Source organism: Coleofasciculus sp. FACHB-542 (assembly GCF_014695825.1).
Classification (GTDB): domain Bacteria; phylum Cyanobacteriota; class Cyanobacteriia; order Cyanobacteriales; family FACHB-T130; genus FACHB-T130.
Genome location: NZ_JACJPB010000044.1, coordinates 90,125 through 105,411, shown reverse-complemented (window position 1 = coordinate 105,411; position 15,287 = coordinate 90,125). Strand labels below are relative to the sequence as shown.

The window sequence follows — 15,287 nt, the reverse complement described above, 5'->3', positions numbered from 1 at the left end:
CCCCTTACAGATGAATCGTTGAAAGCCCTTACTTTACCGAATCTTTAAGGGAATCGGTATTTTTTTAAGTTTTGTTAGAAGTACGGTTGACAAGCTACAGATTTCAATTATTTAATCCTCTGCCTGTAGGAGGATTGAGAAGGATAATTCTTTTTACCTGAAAGTACGTCGTTACGCGTCTCTTGCGGGTCAGAACTTACCCGGCAAGGATTGAGAAGGATAATTTTTCACCTTGAAGTACTCCTCCCCAGTCTTTTGCAAACAAAGATTTTTCCCGATTTTCCTCCGCACGTAGGGGGAATTGCGGAGGGATGTTCTTGTGACTGAATACAAGCAGTCTCGGATCTCATCGCTAAACTGTTGCCGGTACTAACAAGTCAAAAACTAATGGTTCTTCTAGTTTTTGATAAGTGCTTGTCAGGATAGTGTTTAAATAGCGAAGATAGCGATCGCCCTGCTGAGCATTCAGTCGATACATCTGGGTCGCTTCTTTCTCAAAAAGTGGAGCCTCTGCGATCGCTTGATAGTCAGGATTTTGCTCGGAGGTGGAACTCAGCAGTCCAAACTCGGCTTCCGACGGCACGATACCCGCAGGCAGCTTTCCTTCCAAAAGCGCCATGACGCGAGAATAACAAACCCGCGTATTAATGCCGCGATACTCTAATAACTGCATAATTTCATTCAGCGGCAGCGGTTCTTCGGGTAAAGCGCGTAAAAGTTCCAAAAGCAGAAAATAATCGCTGTACTGCTGCGTTTGTTGCTCCAACAGTTGAGGATACAGCGGTAACGTAGCCAAACCGTAAGCCACTGGACTACAGTTTAGGGTTGAGTCGTTTGCGCCAGTATCCCGAATCAAGACTGCTTTTGGGAGTTTTTGTCGCAGCCATTGAGCGATTTCTCCGACGGCTGCGGTTCCGCCAGTACAGATAATTTGATGAATTCCTGATGCGGGTATCCCTGCCTGAGTTAGCAGCGCATTCAATTCTTGATTCAGTTTTTCAAGAAACGGTTTGAACACGCGGTTTTCTAAATCTCGGCGTGTCACCAAACAGGACTTTCCGCCCAATTCCACGGTATAGCTGTCTTGCTGTTGCAGAATTCGTTTGACAGAATTGGCAGCTTCCAGAAGCGCTTGTCCCAGGGGAGAACTTTGCAATAACGATGCCAAGCGATCGCGCGTTGCTAAATCGGGTTCCCCGGCTTTGGGAAGGCTCAAGGATGAAGAATGCAGGATGAAGGATGACTCGAATTCATCTTTCATTTTGCCTTCTTCATCGTTCAAGAGTAATTGACCGATGATGTCTTGATCGATAGCGTTACCTGCATAGGCAAGACTTCGACAAGCAAACTGAGAATACGTTAAGTCTTTAAGATTTTCGGGCAAATTCACCACAGCGAGTTCGATGGTAGTGGCACCCGCGTCGATCACCAGAGTCCCGCCTTGCCAGGGGACTCCCGGTAAGGTTGCACCTTCAATTCCTGCCAACAAAGTAGCGATCGCATCTTCAAGAAAGAAGATTTCCTCCGGATTTTCCACCAGATGGGCACCCAGTACGGCTTCGCGGATGTTGAAGCGGTAGGTATCCCCCCATTTAGCAGGACAACCGACAATCACACCACTCAAGCAACTCATCGCTGCATTCAGCGTAGAGGGCTTTAAACCTGCGGCACCCACTAAATTAGGTCTCAATTGTTCTGTGGGGGATAGCGGGTTTCCCTGCCTTCCTAGAGGTCTTAGAGTGGCAAATAACGCTTGCAATGAGCGTCCCAGCCAGTAAAGGGAAATTGGCTGGTCGAGCGACCACTGCAATATCGGCTCCCATTTTTTGGCAGATGAATAGTAAGGAATTCCCACCTTCAAGTACGGTTTAAAGCCTTGAATAAAGACTCCTTCTTTACGATTGGCAAGAGAAGACGCCAGAACACCCACTGCGATCGCCGCTGGTGTATGCGCGTAAGTGTTACTCGCGGCTGGTGTATCGGCGTAAGCGCTACTCGCAACCCCCGATGACTGCTCTGAATTGCTCCAAGCTGGCCCCGTGTAAGTCACTGCGGGTAAACGAAAGCTGGTTTGGGTAGATTCTGTCTGTCCTTGGCTTATCCAATAGATGGGATATCGTTCACCCGTCGAACCATTTAACAAAACCGCAGACACGCCAGTTGTGCCAAAGTCAATCCCTAAGTACCAGGCATACTTGCTGACATTCTCCGCAGGCGATGGTTTTGCAGACTCAAGGACAGTGGAAGAATGAATTGAATTTGGATTCATTATCCCGATCGGGAGCAATTTTGTACTTTCTAAAACGAATGGGGATTCAAGGGTAATTTTCTGAGTGGGTATCCCTACGGAGTTTTTTTTTCCGGGTTCGATGAGTCTGAAAATATATCCAGCTCCAAATCAAAATCGTCAGTTTGAGGCAGCGTCGGCTCAGAAACGGCTTCTTCCTCGGTTGCCATCGGTGGATTGTTAGGGAACTGAGCGATCGCATCGTCTGGTGGAGCGATCAGTTCTTCCAATCGCAATAATTCTTCCTGCCAATCCGATTCCCCTAGGTGTGTTATTTCGACTTGCGAAATTTCTGGCATTTCCTCAAATTCCCAGTCGCCTAAATCTTCTTCCTGCAACCCAGTTAGCGCATCAATATCGGCATCGGACGCGATCGCTCTTTCTCTGGGTGTTTCTAGACTCTGTTCCTCATCGGCAAATAATTCCCACGATTCATCGAACTCAATCGATACTGCTGTCTTCTCACCAGTAATTTCTGGCGTCTGTTGTGCTTCCGAGTCAGAGAAGTATTCTTGCTCTAGCGCCGCCGTTTCAGTAGGTAGTAGATTGACTTCTTCGGGGAAGAATGACAACGATTCGTCGAAATCGATGGCGGCTGGTGCCTCCCTTGGCGGATTGGCTGACTCCTCCGACTCCCAGTCGGCAACGTATTCTTGCTCTAACGCCGCCGTTTCGATTGGTGGTAGCTCTAGATCGACTTCTTCTTCGGAGAATACCAACGATTCGTCGAAATCGATGGCGGCTGGTGCCTCCCTTGAAGGATTGGCTGGCGGTGGCATTTCTTCCCACTCCCAGTCAGCAACATATTCGTGTTCCAGCCCCGCCGTTTCTGTAGGTAGCTCCAGATCGACTTCTTCGGGGAATACCAACGATTCATCGAAATCGATGGTTTCTGGCATCTCTTCTGGCGTTTCTGTTGACGTGATTTCTAACGTCTGTTGCTGGGAATCAGCTATGTATTCTCGATCCTCCTGTATTCCTAGTTCTGCTTCTAATGTCGAACCCAGCGAGGGCAATACTTCCGACGATTCATCAAGATTAGCGGGGGGAAGAAAAGCGATCGCTTTGTCTGGCGCTGGGTCTAAGGGTTCTACAGGGAACAAGGAAGCCAAATTCCAATCCGCTCTTTCATCGGCTGTTGTCGTGTTCGCCGTTTCCGGTTGCTCCTGATGGGAATTTTGTGGATGGTGAGCGATCGCGTTTTCTGTTTCTGAATCTAAACTGAATTCCCCAGACGGCAATCTTTCCGACTCCCCATCTGTTCCCGGAACAGAATCCTCCTCCACAAAGCTATCTAGGGCGAGATCGTCCCAATCTTCCATCAACAACTCATCCAGTTCCGTCACTGGCAAAGCTTCCTGGTGTCTCTTCCCCTGGGTTACTTCTGACGCTTCCGCTTGTGTTTCAACAGCGTCAACCGTCCCCTCTGGTATCTCCGTCCCAAAAAGCTCTTCCTCCTCTGCGAACCAGTCATCTTGAGTCTGAATTTCTGTCGCGTTATCGCTAAAATCCGCCTCTCTATGGCTCCTCTGCTCCTCTGATTGCGGGAACACGCCCCCCTGCGGTGCCTCAAAGCTAGACAGATCTTCACTCAGCAGTTGCAGCGTATCTCTATCCAGCCAGAAAAACTCGTCTTGGTCAACTGAGAAAGTATCCATCGCCAGCAGATTTTCGTCTGGCGAAGCGGGAATGTAGATATCTTCTTCCAGACTTGCAGCTTCCTCGGTTGCAGGTTGCTCTGTATCCTGGATTTGAGTTTCCTGGATTTGAGTGTCCTGGATTTGAGTATTCTGGATTTGAGTGATTTCCTCCACACTCGGAGGTGTGACGAGCGCTAAGGGAGATTCCGCTGGCAGTACTTCCTGCTCCTGGAACAGATCCTCCTGCAACAGATCGGTTAGTGCCGAAATGACCAGATCCCCTTCTTCCACTGTTTCAGGATTGAAGGCTTCATTAGTTTCGACATTTTGTTCGTCTCTGGCAATCGTCGGAGCGATCGCCCACTTCTCAACTTGGATAACCGTCTTTTCCCAATCTTCGGGAAATAAGACATTTTCCCAAGAGTCCTCAACTTGCTCGACTCTCGCAGGTGGTTGCGCGATCGCGGCATCTTCAGCGGGGTCTTCCAAACCTGCAAACAGGGCATCTTCTAAAGAGTCCTGACTGCTATAAGGGCGAGGGTTCCTCTCTCCGGCTGAATCTTGAGGAATGATTGGATTTATACTTTCTGATTGAGTTTGGGTATCTCCGGCGGGATTATTCTCCGGTTGTTTCTCAACTTTTTGAGCTTGTTGTTCGGGATTCTGTGGGAGCGGCGGCGTCCCAAACAAGCTTTCAAAAAAATCGTCGATTTCGTCGCGCTTCCTGTCGGGAATCGTGGGAAGGATAGGCTCCGTCTGGAAGATAGTTTTCATATCATCGTCATCCAGCGATGCCATCTCCAGATTGCCCAAGTTCTCTAGATTCAAGTCTTCCAGACCGCTACTCTGGGCACCAGAGGTAGGGTTCGATGGAGTGCTAGCAGACGATGCTGTCCCAAAAAGATTATCCTTTGAGGAGGCTTGCCTTTGTACCGACTCGCCTAAGCGGTCCGTTGGCAGATTGAACTGGGGACTTTGCGGCTGCTCCTGTTCCACCGAGCGGAGGGGCAATTCAACCCCCGGATACGGCAATGGCTGTCTGGCGACAGGAACATCATTCGGCGAGAAATTGAATTCGTTGCGATTAGAAGGTGGAGAGGAGGGTTGATCCAGCGTTTGGGGTTCCCTCTGGGGATAGGGCAGTTGCAGAGCGCCGATCCCTGGTGTTGTCGCAGTCGGACTCGCGCTACTTGCATCTACTTGTGACTGCCGAGACGATTGCAAAATTGCTGAGGCTTCTTGCTGGAACTGCTCGGTGAGCTGATTTACCAACTCTGTAAACATCACCTCGCTTTGCTGCCCCAAGTTGTGCATTTTATCAAGTCCTTGGGCCAAGGACTCTTGATAGCTAACAAGATTGCGTTGCAGTGCCTCGAAGACTGTACGAATGGTTGAATCCAGCGTTGCTAGCAGTTGATCGGATTTTGCCTGTAACGTTTGCAGTTGTTCCAGGCGCTCTCGCGGATGTAAAGGTAAAGAATTGCTAGATATCGCGTCTGAATAGCTAGGTGAGAAATTATACGGTTGTTTTTGACCTTCTGGAGGGAGTACCTCAGCACTCAAAAACTGAGTTTCCAAATTTCTCAGGGTTTGAGCCATCTGTTGCGTGAGAGTTTCCTGCAAGCGACTAGAAAGTACCTGCAAAAATTCGGAAATTAGTTGCTGCTGTGCCGCTTGTTGCTGGGCAAGCGTTCGATGGTGCAGCCGATAACTCTCCATCTGCCGAATCTCTAGAACCAGAGATTCCCGCTGTTGGCGGAGACTCTCCAGATCCCCCTGCAAGGAGTGCATCAAGCTGGTTCGCACCGCTTCCATGTCTTGCTCAACCGCTTGCACAATCTGTCGTGCTGTTGCCTGCGGTTGGTATTCCTGATGCCGAGCTTCATCTCCAGCGCCTAATTGTTGCTGTGAGACTAAATAGGTACGAACCTGCTCTAGAAGCCGACGCTGCTCTTGGACATCAACTGACCTGAGCCAAGGCCGACGGGAGCTGGCCTTGTAGAGGATGCTGTCAATGTTAGCGATTAGTGTAGAAATCGCATCCGTCTCGTGAGTCACAATGGAATCCCTGGCTAGAACGATTGCACAGTTATCAGAAGTTACTATACTGCCACTGCCTATAATGTTAGACTGCCCAACAAGAACAACTTATATTAAACAGGGTGTTGCATCTACCGGGTGAATTATTTCAAGACTGGTAATTCTAAATGTAGATAGAATTTTGGGTTGTAGCGTTTTGTCACCCAATGGGTACAAAGAAAGCGATCGCCCAAAATCAAAGCGTTTTGGATTAAGATGTGAGTTTTGCTAGATGCGTCAGCAGCGAGTCGCGGGTTTCCTCTATGAGGATAATAAAGATAGGGTCACTGGCTCAATGGGTGCCTCCTAACTCTGATTGGTACGCTGCCAAGAGCCTCCTGTTCAGCCTAATTATCTTCGAGAGCGTAAACACCATATTCGGGAGATGCCGACCTGATTGCTGAAAGTTTCCGGCTCAACGGTTGCTCTTGATTCAAACGCTACCAGCTAGCCCCACTCCAGTGGGCCACTCTTTATCAGTTCTTAGCTTTTTCATTTGTGTTGGCCCGATGGAAGACCGATACACCCCCCGCGAACCGAACTCTAACATGAATGCGTTGATTCGCTCCACACCTTTGTTTACCGGCTTACCAGAGACCGTTGTGGAGAAAGCCACTTCCCATGTCGTCACTCGTACCCATCCTGCAAATCAGGTGATTTTGCTGGAAAATGACTGGGGCGGCTCTGTCTACTTTATTCTGGAGGGTTGGGCGAAAATTCGCACCTACAACCTTGATGGTAAAGAGGTAACGCTGAATATTCTTGGCAAAGGAGAACTTTTTGGCGAAATGGCAGCGTTGGATGAGGTTCCTCGTTCAACGGATGTAATTACGCTAACTCCTACGACGATTGGCAGTATGCCTGCTCAAGATTTTGTTCAGTTAATTCATAACGAACCACTAGCAGGCGTTCGCTTGGCTCAGCTGATGGCAAAACGCCTGCGTCAAGTCAACCGTCGCCTCCGATTGCGAGAATCAGATAGTATGTCCCGCGTTGCCGACACGTTATTATTCTTAGCAGAAGGACAGGGAAAAACTGCCCAAAAAGGAACGATGATCCCGAATTTACCCCATCGTGAGTTAAGCAGCCTCAGCGGTCTGGCGCGAGAAACGGTGACGCGGGTTTTAACAAAGCTGGAAAAAAAGGCGCTGATTATGCGCGACCACGATATCTTGTGCATTCCCGATTTGGCGGCTTTGGAACGGCTAATCGTCTAATAAATATACGGCAGCGGCACTCTGGGTGCCCAACTGCCATTTATCTGGGTGCCTAGTCATGGGTTTTCAGAAAATATTGGTTGCTATCGACGACTCTTCTTTATGTCAGGCTGTCTTCGCTCAAGCGCTGGAATTGGCGCAGGCGAATCGTGGAGCAATGATGCTGCTACATTGCCTCAATAGCGAGATACTCGGTGAAATAACGCCACGGCTCTCTGGTGAGATGGGTTTGTATCCTCAGATGATGACATCCTATGAGAATCACCACCTCACGCTCGAAAGGCGAATCCAACAGGTGCAAGATTTGCTCCGAAGTTACTGCGAAAAATCTACCCGTCAGAAAGTGCCGACGGAGTTTGATTACAAAGTAGGCGAGGCTGGGCAAATGTTATGTCAAGCAGCTGAGAATTGGGGTGCCGATTTGATTGTGATGGGACGTCGGGGGCACAAGGGATTGACAGAAGCTTTGCTGGGGAGTGTGAGTAATTATGTGCTGCACCACGCTCCCTGTTCGGTGTTGGTAATTCAGGGCATAGATACGGAGCATCCTGAATCACTGGCGACTGGGGAAATAGCGGATGGATAAAGGGATACTGGAAATTGGTAATGGGTCTTGTAATTCTCTCCTGAAGCTGCTGAAGCTCGGCTCAAAACGGGAATAGAGGTTAAATTTAGGATCTGGCTTTGTTTTTTAATCTGCATGAGCGATCCTTTTGAAGACGGTCAAGCTTCTGGTCTGGGGAATTCTCAGAAAATCGAAGATGAGGCGAATCTAAGCGAAACACCCCCGGCAACCAGTGCCCAAGGGAACAATTATTCCGAACCCCAGGTGAAAGCAGTTGCTCCCCTGATCATGGTGGAAACTGCCTTTCTGGCTAGTACTTGTAGCCTGATTTGGCTGATTAATTATTACTTTCCAATGGGACCGCTGCTGCGGATGTTTTTCCCAATCCCGATTGCCCTCGTATACCTGCGATGGGGACACCGGGCGGCTTGGATGGCAGCGTTGGTTTCTGGGTTGCTGTTGTCCGTCCTAATGGGACCAACTCGCAGCATTCTGTTTCTGATCCCCTACGGTCTCATGGGTGTCCAACTGGGGGCTTTGTGGCGGCGCAGGAGCAGCTGGCTGTTCTCGATTGGTACGGGGACAATTATTGGTACGTTTGGATTCTTTTTTCGGTTTTGGCTGCTGTCGATTTTATTGGGGGAAGACCTCTGGGTTTACATGACTAGCCAGGTGACGGAACTGGCAGAGTGGGTATTTGTCAAGATCGGGCTACTGCAAGAGCCGAGTCTATCTTTGATTCAAGCGATCGCATTCGGCATGATTATTCTCAATAACGTTATCTATATGTTTGTCGTGCATCTGGTGGCTTTGCTGCTACTCGATCGTTTGGGCAACCCGATTCCCCGTCCCCCTCATTGGGTGCAAGTGCTGCTGGATTATGAAGAATGAGGGAGAAAAGTTAAAGGTTGATTTCGCCTTTTTCCAGTTGCTTTGAGCCTCACCACGACTCAACCCTCAATCCAAAATCCAAAACTCGATGATTCATGTCTACACTCAGATAGAACCGGGACATCGATGGCTCCAGCGATATCGGGGACGTCCATCGGTGTTTGCTTGTATTTTGGGCTTTACCGCCACCGGGCTGATCCCCGGTATTTCAGCAGCTGGAGCAACGCCAGAGGATCGACAATATACAGCGATCGCAGATGCGGAATTTTTGTATAAAGGCCCTCAGCCTCAGCCTCAATATCCTCTGCCTCCTCTGCAAGCGGGTGCCTCTCCAGTGCTAATCTCCCGCGCGGTGGTTGAAGCACTCGGTATTCCTGTTTATTTGTTCAATGCTGGATTGCCCCAGCCGCCAACTGTTCCAGTCATTGATTTGGAAGGTGCCCCTGCCCAGTGTCTCAGCGGCGGAAATGCTTTGCCTCTTGCGACAGTGAAACATCTGTGGGAACAAGGACTGATTTGGGGGCAAAAACTAGCGGCAAGTATCCCGGATGGATATTTAATTCTGGGAGAGTGCGTCGTAGGGGGAACGACAACGGCTTTGGCAATTTTAACGGGCTTGGGTGTCCCCGCTGCCGGTAAGGTCAACAGCAGCCATCCTAGCTGCAATCACGCGCAAAAGTGGGCGGTGGTGGAAGCTGGGCTGAAAGCCTTTAGGAGCAGAGAAACTCAGGGACATAAGGGTAGCGTTCATCTGACACAAGACCCGTTACATCTGGTTGCGGCAATTGGCGATCCGATGCAAATTGCGGTTGCGGGGATGGCGATCGCTGCAAGTCGCACTTGCGGTGTCATGCTGGCGGGTGGAACGCAAATGCTGGCTGTCTATGCCTTGATGCAAGCGCTTGGGCGTCAATATTCCCTATCTTGGGAACCCGAACAAGTTGTGGTGGGAACGACTCGCTGGGTGGCAGAAGATCCAACTGGTGATACGGTCGGCTTAGCAAAAACAATTAGCCCAGTCCCCTTATTGGGGACTGGGCTGAGTTTTGCGCCCTCTCGTTATCCTCAACTGCGGGCTTATGAGCAGGGATACGTTAAAGAAGGCATGGGTGCGGGCGGATGTGCGATCGCGGCTCATTTAACTCAGGGTTGGCACCAGGAGCAATTACTCCAAGCCATTGAAATGTTAATCGAGCGTTGTTGAAGTCCGAAATATGAAGTGTGAAGCATAAAGCCAGTGTTTATTCTTTCTTCTCTATCTGCAAGCCTTCTAGCTGTATCCCGCCTGCCGATTGTTTAAGAGTGAATTCTCTGAGAGAGTAACTGTTCTTCTAAAGCAGCAATGCGATTATAGGCAGCGGTGAGCTGTGCCGTTAGCCGTTGGATTTGAATGGTCGGTGACAAATCTTTCTCGCTGCTATGAGAGTTACTATCTACAGAGTTTGTATCAACTAAGACATCTTTGTGCTCCATTACTGGAGACTGATTGCTGTAGCTTTTATAGGCATAGCGGCTATTACTGACTCCTAAAGGTGCGGGTGTACCTCCTTGGATAGCCGCTGCTTTGCTTTTAGACAAAGCTTCAGAGACTTTTTCGCTCAACTGGTCAATCATTTCGTAAAGGACATCAACTTTATGATTTAAAGTGATGACTTGCTTTTGAAGTGAATCCATGCAATTCCCACTAGGCGTTAACTTGATTTCTTTCATGTTATAAAAAAATAGTTAAAAAACTGTTTTACTTACAAATTATTTAACTATTGAGCAAGATGAATTTATGAAGCTGGAGTTGGGATCGATTGAGCCTTTTTAGGTCAAGGCTGAATAAACATGAAAAGCGGTTTTTATAGCAGGATTTATGATGTAGAAATATTAAATTCTCAATTCTGAAGATTTATTGGAAATTTTCGCGATTCTAGCCCTATATTCCGTTTATTTTGATTTTCAGCCCTAAGAAGTTCCTCTATCAAAAGGAGGAACAGAAAATATACTTATCCAATATACTTATCGAATAGATAAAGAAGATGGCAACGGCGATCGCAGTGCAAAAAACTGTAGCAACGGCTAGAACCTTTATCAGCACCGAAGAACACGGACGTATGTTAAGTTAATCAAGCAAGCTAATCACCTTTTACTTGCGTTAAATATTGCTTTTTTGGAAAAAATGCTCAGCATCAGAGAGTTTTTTACCGCTTGCACCGGGGTATGGACAACAGAAAGAATGTATCATTCTGTCCTTAGCGGTCAGATTGAACGCTCTCATACGGAATATTCGGTAAAAGCCCTGACATGGGAACAAAAGCAGCAAATTTTGTCCTTTTCTTCGTCAAATGGCATAAAGGTAAATCTTGCCCAAGCAACCGAAGAAGAAAATGCCTGTCCTGGGTTTGCGATCGCCTTTGATACCGTCTCGGAAACGGGCGAACGAGTATCCATGAGTTTGAAGGCTTTATTTGTGCCGGATGCCTACGTGGTGCCTGGGGAATCGCCCGCCGAAATCCCCGCTCCACCGAGCGTGGCGGAAGTTGTAGATGGGGAAGCGATTAAGGGTTTTTATCTGCGGGATGAGGGATACTCAGAAGCGGGAGCGATCGCGGGGCGCTTTACCTATCAGCCCACTCGCCAAACGCTGGAAATGATCACCTATTATCGACGTTCTGTTGCGGTCGATCAAATGCGGATTGTAGCGCCGGATACGCGGCTCAGAACAATTATTACTTACCAACGACCCGAACCCGGAGAACAACCAACGGTAATCGATTTGGTCGGCTTTGGTGTCGAGCGCCGACAAGCGCTATAAACAGCGAATAGCGAATTGCTAATCAGAAGGATTGCTAGTTGCTACAACTATGAAGAGACGGTCTTTTCTGCTGGGTGCTGGAACGCTGACCTTGAGTCAGATGCTTGCAGGGTGTGGAAATTCCCAAAACCCCACACTAAGAGTTAGACTTCTGAAAAATTCCATTCCCGCTCAGCTGTTAACTAAATTTCGCCAGAGCCTCAAGCAATCGGCAACTCTAGATTTTACGCCAGCCACACAGTTAAAAGATTTATTTGCGAGTCTAGAAACTTGGCATAATCCCGGTAAAGCGAACCAGGGCTGGGGTCGGAACTTACCGCTGATTACCCCGAAAAAACCCGTCATTGCCGATCTAGTGACTTTGGGAGATTTCTGGTTAGCACAGGCAATTGAGCAGAAACTCATTCAACCCCTCGAACTCACACAGGCGGGAGGGTGGAATCAATTGCCAATCCGATGGCAAGAACTTGTGAAACGCAATAGTCAAGGTCAATCTGACCCCGCTGGAAAAATTTGGGGTGCGCCCTATCGCTGGGGAAGCACAGTAATTATCTATCGCCGCGACAAATTCAAATCTTTGGGATGGACACCGACGGATTGGCAAGATTTGTGGCGAGAAGAACTGCGCGATCGCATTTCACTTTTAGATCAACCGCGAGAAGTGATTGGTCTAACCTTAAAACGGTTGGGTCATTCTTACAACACGGAACGGATAGACAGAATTCCTGAGTTGAAAAATACCCTGCAAAAGTTGCACCAGCAGGTGAAATTTTATAGTTCCGATACCTATCTGCAACCGTTATTGCTAGGAGACACCTGGCTGGCGGTGGGTTGGTCAACAGATGTATTGTCGGTGATGAAGCGCGATCGCAACATTGCTGCGGTGGTTCCTGTGTCTGGAACCGCCTTGTGGTCAGACTTATGGGTGCAACCTGCTGGTGCTGCGGCGAATCCTCTGTTGCAAGATTGGATTAATTTTTGTTGGGAATCCAAACCGGCTACGGAAATTTCTCTGTTCAGCCGCGCCGCCTCACCAATTGTTGCTGGCATGAACCCAGCAGAGTTACCTGAATTTTTAAAAACGAACTCCATCTTGCTGCCAGATACTCAGATACTGGACAAGAGTGAATTTCTGTTTCCACTTCCCCAGTCTACGGCGCTTGCGTATCGTTCCCTGTGGCAGGAAATCCGCCCAACGGTTTAGAACGAACTCGCAGACTATTTTGACCAGAGGAGACAATATCCAGATCGCAGACGACTGGATTGGTACTGAAATTACAAGTGTAGGTTGCTAGCGGTTCTTGTGGTTGATTGGCAATAAACACCCTGGTGTTATAGCCATAATCTCTGGCAACCGTCCCAAAGCTGTTGACAAAGCTATAGCGTCCTATATAGTTCAGAAGGCTCCAGAGTTGTCGGTTTACAACCAAATCCACCCGCTGGCGATCCGGGTACGCTAGCCAGTTCTCTAGTAATTTGCCACCAAACTGTTCCTCCGCCCACCAAAGGCTGGGAACCGTTGGTTTAGCTTGGGACATACTATCGGCTCTAATGACTTGACTTCTCGGTGGGCGAGACTCTGGATCGAGTAGTTTTAAGTCTAAAGGTTCGGGAGAAGGCAGCAGTGTGGGTGGTGTTTGTGCCTGCGTTAACAAAGGGACAAGACACGAAGTAAGAATTGCTAAAGCTGATAACAGCAAGGAAGAAGCAATCTTTTTCCCTGTTTGATGGATCTGACTTCTCGCAGCATTGTCATCTGCCGTGTACGCCTGCCTAAATTGTTTAAGTTTCGCTCCAGATTTGGTTGGTTCCTGTAGAGGTTCCATGTTTACTCGCGCTAATTCATGCAGTTATTGTCTGGTAAGAATTGCTAATGGTTCCAGCGATTGATTCAGCGAACGGTTTGTAAATAAACGTAGATTAATTCATACAACTTGCATCGGCAACCGTTTACCGGCACTTAACAAGGTTTCAAATTCTGCTGCGGGTACGGGACGACTAAATAGATAGCCTTGCATGGCATCGCAATGCTGCTGGCTTAAGAAAGCTAGTTCAGCGCGAGTTTCTACCCCCTCAGCCGTAACTTTCAAATTCAGATTGTGAGCGAGTTGAATCACAGCGGTCATAATCGCTCGGTTTTGGGTATCGCTAGTAACATCCTGAACAAAGCATCGGTCAATTTTCAAAGTATCGAAGGGAAATTGTTTGAGATAGCTTAAGGAAGCATAGCCAGTACCGAAATCATCAATTGCGATATGAATCCCCAACTGTTTCAGTTCATTTAAAGTAGCGATCGCCATTGAAGCATTTTGCACAAGGATACTTTCAGTCAGCTCCAATTCCAATGCATCTGGGTTCAAACCTGTAGTTTCCAATACTCGGACAATTCGCTGGCTTAAATCAGCTTGGCTAAATTGACGCCCTGACAAGTTCACTGACACGCGGAACGATATAAATCCAGCGTCTCGCCATTTTTGCGTTTGGGCACTGGCAGTTTGCAATACCCACTCGCCAAGCGGGACAATTAAACCCGTTTCTTCTGCCATAGGAATAAATTCAGCGGGTGAAACCAGCCCCCGCGTCGGGTGCTGCCAACGCACTAAGGCTTCTGCACCGCTAATTTCTCCAGTTTGGAGATTTACTTGGGGCTGATAATACACGTGAAATTCACTTTGTTCTAAGGCACGGCGCAGACTCGCTTCTAGCACCAGCGCTTCGCCATAATCAGCCTTGATGTCCGTCGCATAAAACTGATAGTGATTTCCTCCCAGCTTTTGGGTGTAGGACATCGCCGCTGCTGTCATCTTCATCAGGGTGTCTAAATCTTGCCCGTCGTTGGGATAGAAGGTAATGCCAATGCTGGCAGTGAGGAAGATTTGACCGTCTTCTAAGGAGAAGGGTTCATTCAGCGATGACAAAATCGCTTGGGCGACACTGGCAACCGTTTGTCTTTGACTTAAGGTTGCCAGAATAATTGCAAATTGATCTAAATTCAATCGCGCAATCGTGTCCTGTCGGCTGAGACAGGTGGTGATTCGTTCGACAATTAGTTTAATTAATCGGTCACTCCCTTGATTTCCCAAGATGTCACTAATCCGTTGAAACCGATCTAATCCTAGAAACAGCAGCGGGACAGGTTGAACGTTGAGTGGCTGCTGGGCAGAGGCAAGAGGCGATTCGTTCTCCTGGGTTTTGGAATCGCTTTTGTGTTCATCTTGTCGCTTACTGATAACTTGATTAAACCGCTCTCGCAATAGCAAGCGATTGGGAAGGTTTGTCACGCTATCGTAATGAACTAAGTGATTGAGTCTTTCTGCTGCTTGCCTGAGCGCTAAGGTATAGGGTTGAGTAATGGCTCTTTGTCTTTCGAGGCGGGCAGCGATCGCTTTGAGTATTTCCTCAGGCGTACAAGGCTTGGTTAAATAGTCGTCTGCCCCTAATTCCATCGCTTGACGCAAATCGGCTTTTTCAGCTTTGGCAGTCAGAAAAATGAAGGGAATTGTTGCGGTGACAGGATCTTGACGCAGCGCCATCAAAACACCAAAACCATCTAAATCGGGCATCATGACATCGCAAATAATTAAATCTGGGCGAATCGTTCTTGCTATCTGTACGCCAGCAAGACCATTTTCTGCACCTGTCGCCTCGAACTCTTCTGCCTCCAATAGTTCTAATATGTTTTCGCGGATTGCTTCTTCATCTTCAATAACTAGAATTTTTGACATTTCTCTAAATTTCCTTTAATTTATGGTTTTTCTTACAAAATCAAACTTTTTATTTCCCCGATGTTGTGCAAACTATTTAATTT

General features: G+C 48.1%; 11 protein-coding genes. 6 read left to right on the top strand and 5 right to left on the bottom strand.

Annotated elements, in window-relative coordinates; translation table 11 throughout:
• Positions 1 to 352: 352 nt before the first annotated feature.
• Positions 353 to 2,269, bottom strand: a complete 1,917-nt coding sequence (locus H6F52_RS17275; RefSeq protein ID WP_190536213.1) for a hypothetical protein — start codon at positions 2,267 to 2,269, stop codon at positions 353 to 355.
• A 74-nt stretch (positions 2,270 to 2,343) separates the two neighbouring features.
• Positions 2,344 to 5,985 (bottom strand): hypothetical protein, encoded by a 3,642-nt coding sequence (locus H6F52_RS17270; RefSeq protein WP_190536212.1) that lies wholly within the window; start codon positions 5,983 to 5,985, stop codon positions 2,344 to 2,346.
• 530 nt (positions 5,986 to 6,515) lie between these two features.
• Here H6F52_RS17270 and H6F52_RS17265 point away from each other — a divergent pair.
• From H6F52_RS17265 to cobT, 4 genes are all read left to right on the top strand, one after another.
• Complete coding sequence (locus tag H6F52_RS17265; RefSeq protein ID WP_190412784.1) at positions 6,516 to 7,223, top strand: Crp/Fnr family transcriptional regulator; 708 nt, start codon at positions 6,516 to 6,518, stop codon at positions 7,221 to 7,223.
• Between the two features lie 58 nt (positions 7,224 to 7,281).
• Positions 7,282 to 7,809, top strand: a complete 528-nt coding sequence (locus H6F52_RS17260) for a universal stress protein (protein WP_190439805.1) — start codon at positions 7,282 to 7,284, stop codon at positions 7,807 to 7,809.
• 114 nt (positions 7,810 to 7,923) lie between these two features.
• The gene (locus H6F52_RS17255; RefSeq protein WP_190536211.1) at positions 7,924 to 8,679 is read left to right on the top strand and encodes a DUF2232 domain-containing protein; all 756 of its coding nucleotides are present in this window, start codon (positions 7,924 to 7,926) and stop codon (positions 8,677 to 8,679) included.
• A gap of 88 nt (positions 8,680 to 8,767) precedes the next feature.
• Positions 8,768 to 9,883 (top strand): nicotinate mononucleotide-dependent phosphoribosyltransferase CobT, encoded by a 1,116-nt coding sequence (cobT, locus tag H6F52_RS17250; protein WP_190536210.1) that lies wholly within the window; start codon positions 8,768 to 8,770, stop codon positions 9,881 to 9,883.
• A gap of 92 nt (positions 9,884 to 9,975) precedes the next feature.
• Here the strand turns inward: cobT and H6F52_RS17245 are convergent, their stop codons facing one another.
• On the bottom strand, positions 9,976 to 10,353 hold the full coding sequence (locus tag H6F52_RS17245) for a hypothetical protein (RefSeq protein WP_190412895.1): 378 nt from the start codon (positions 10,351 to 10,353) through the stop codon (positions 9,976 to 9,978).
• Between the two features lie 490 nt (positions 10,354 to 10,843).
• On the opposite strand from H6F52_RS17245, the gene H6F52_RS17240 reads away from it, so the two are divergent.
• Positions 10,844 to 11,479, top strand: coding sequence for a phycobiliprotein lyase (locus H6F52_RS17240; RefSeq protein WP_190536209.1), 636 nt, complete (start codon positions 10,844 to 10,846; stop codon positions 11,477 to 11,479).
• Between the two features lie 49 nt (positions 11,480 to 11,528).
• Positions 11,529 to 12,683, top strand: a complete 1,155-nt coding sequence (locus tag H6F52_RS17235) for an extracellular solute-binding protein (RefSeq protein WP_190536208.1) — start codon at positions 11,529 to 11,531, stop codon at positions 12,681 to 12,683.
• Here H6F52_RS17235 and H6F52_RS17230 read toward each other — a convergent pair.
• Positions 12,631 to 13,305, bottom strand: a complete 675-nt coding sequence (locus H6F52_RS17230) for a hypothetical protein (RefSeq protein WP_242033978.1) — start codon at positions 13,303 to 13,305, stop codon at positions 12,631 to 12,633. The genes H6F52_RS17235 and H6F52_RS17230 overlap by 53 nt on opposite strands.
• A gap of 99 nt (positions 13,306 to 13,404) precedes the next feature.
• A complete protein-coding gene (locus H6F52_RS17225) occupies positions 13,405 to 15,204 on the bottom strand; it encodes an EAL domain-containing protein (RefSeq protein WP_190536207.1) in 1,800 nt (599 codons plus the stop codon).
• Positions 15,205 to 15,287: the final 83 nt, after the last annotated feature.

What these genes read in the sequence shown, in the direction of transcription:
- H6F52_RS17275 (WP_190536213.1), bottom strand. Translation starts at nt 2,269, where the DNA reads ATGAATCCAAATTCAATTCATTCTTCCACTGTCCTTGAGTCTGCAAAA.
- H6F52_RS17265 (WP_190412784.1), top strand. Translation starts at nt 6,516, where the DNA reads ATGGAAGACCGATACACCCCCCGCGAACCGAACTCTAACATGAATGCG.
- H6F52_RS17260 (WP_190439805.1), top strand. Translation starts at nt 7,282, where the DNA reads ATGGGTTTTCAGAAAATATTGGTTGCTATCGACGACTCTTCTTTATGT.
- H6F52_RS17255 (WP_190536211.1), top strand. Translation starts at nt 7,924, where the DNA reads ATGAGCGATCCTTTTGAAGACGGTCAAGCTTCTGGTCTGGGGAATTCT.
- cobT (WP_190536210.1), top strand. Translation starts at nt 8,768, where the DNA reads ATGATTCATGTCTACACTCAGATAGAACCGGGACATCGATGGCTCCAG.
- H6F52_RS17245 (WP_190412895.1), bottom strand. Translation starts at nt 10,353, where the DNA reads ATGGATTCACTTCAAAAGCAAGTCATCACTTTAAATCATAAAGTTGAT.
- H6F52_RS17240 (WP_190536209.1), top strand. Translation starts at nt 10,844, where the DNA reads ATGCTCAGCATCAGAGAGTTTTTTACCGCTTGCACCGGGGTATGGACA.
- H6F52_RS17235 (WP_190536208.1), top strand. Translation starts at nt 11,529, where the DNA reads ATGAAGAGACGGTCTTTTCTGCTGGGTGCTGGAACGCTGACCTTGAGT.
- H6F52_RS17230 (WP_242033978.1), bottom strand. Translation starts at nt 13,305, where the DNA reads ATGGAACCTCTACAGGAACCAACCAAATCTGGAGCGAAACTTAAACAA.
- H6F52_RS17225 (WP_190536207.1), bottom strand. Translation starts at nt 15,204, where the DNA reads ATGTCAAAAATTCTAGTTATTGAAGATGAAGAAGCAATCCGCGAAAAC.